This window comes from Streptomyces sp. WELS2, assembly GCF_013870595.1.
GTDB lineage: Bacteria > Actinomycetota > Actinomycetes > Streptomycetales > Streptomycetaceae > Streptomyces.
The window spans coordinates 1-1,520 of sequence record NZ_JACBWZ010001187.1 but is presented as its reverse complement, the minus strand read 5'-3'; the positions used below and the strand labels follow the sequence as shown (position 1 = coordinate 1,520).

The 1,520-nt window shown below is 69.7% G+C and carries 1 protein-coding gene; it reads left to right on the top strand.

What is annotated here, in order from left to right:
• Positions 1-1,520: alpha-1,6-glucosidase domain-containing protein (locus H5J33_RS34880; protein ID WP_181798658.1), on the top strand; the 1,520-nt coding region annotated here is incomplete at both ends.

The window sequence follows — 1,520 nt, the reverse complement described above, 5'->3', positions numbered from 1 at the left end:
GACCCGTACCACTACACGGTTCCGGAGGGTTCGTACGCCACCGATCCCGATGGTCCGGCCCGCACGGTGGAGTTCCGCCGGATGGTGCAGGCGCTGAACCAGGACGGGCTCGGGGTCGTGATGGACGTGGTGTACAACCACACGGCGGCGAGCGGGCAGGCGGACACCTCGGTGCTGGACCGGATCGTGCCGGGCTACTACCAGCGGCTGCTGGCGGACGGGTCGGTGGCCAGCAGCACGTGTTGTGCCAACACCGCGCCGGAGAACGCGATGATGGGCAAGCTGGTGGTGGACTCGGTCGTCACCTGGGCGAAGCAGTACAAGGTCGACGGGTTCCGTTTCGACCTGATGGGCCACCATCCCAAGGCCAACATCCTCGCCGTCCGCAAGGCCCTGGACGCGCTGACCCCGGCGAAGGACGGCGTGGACGGCAAGAAGATCATCCTGTACGGGGAGGGGTGGAACTTCGGCGAGGTCGCCGACGACGCCCGGTTCGTGCAGGCCACGCAGAAGAACATGGCCGGGACCGGTATCGCCACCTTCTCCGACCGGGCCCGCGACGCGGTACGCGGCGGCACCCCCTTCGACGCCGACCCGGGCGTGCAGGGCTTCGCCTCCGGCCTGTACACCGACCCCAACACCTCCCCCGCCAACGGCACGAAGGAGGAGCAGAAGGCCCGGCTGCTGCACTACCAGGACCTGATCAAGATCGGGCTCACCGGGAACCTCGCCAAGTACCGCTTCACCGACAGCGGCGGCAAGCCGGTCACGGGTGCGCGGGTGGACTACAACGGTGCGCCCGCCGGATACGCCGACGCCCCCGGAGACGCCCTCGCCTACGCGGACGCGCACGACAACGAGTCGCTGTTCGACGCCCTGGCCTACAAACTGCCCCGCGACACGTCCCCGGGTGACCGGGCCCGGATGCAGGTCCTGGCCATGGCCACCGCCACCCTCTCCCAGGGCCCGGCACTCTCCCAGGCGGGCAGCGACCTGCTGCGCTCCAAGTCCCTGGACCGCAACTCCTTCGACAGCGGGGACTGGTTCAACGCCATCCACTGGGACTGCGCCGACGGCAACGGCTTCGGCCGCGGACTGCCCCCGGCCGCCGACAACCACTCCAAGTGGGACCACGCCCGGCCGCTGCTCACCACCGTCAAGGCCGGCTGTCCGCAGATCACCGGGGCCTCGGCCGCCTACCGGGACCTGCTGCGGATCCGGACCACCGAGAAGGACTTCTCCCTGGCCACCACCACCGACGTCCAGGACCGCCTCTCCTTCCCGCTGTCCGGCACGGACGAGACCCCCGGCGTGATCACCATGAGACTCGGCAACCTCGTCGTCGTCTTCAACGCCACCCCGCAGCGGCAGGAACAGCACATCACCGCCCTCGCCGGCACCCCCTACACCCTCCACCCCGTCCAGGCCACCGGCTCCGACGACACCGTGAAGTCGTCCTCCTACACGGCCGCTACAGGCACCTTCACCGTCCCGGGACGCACCGTCGCGGTGTTCACCCG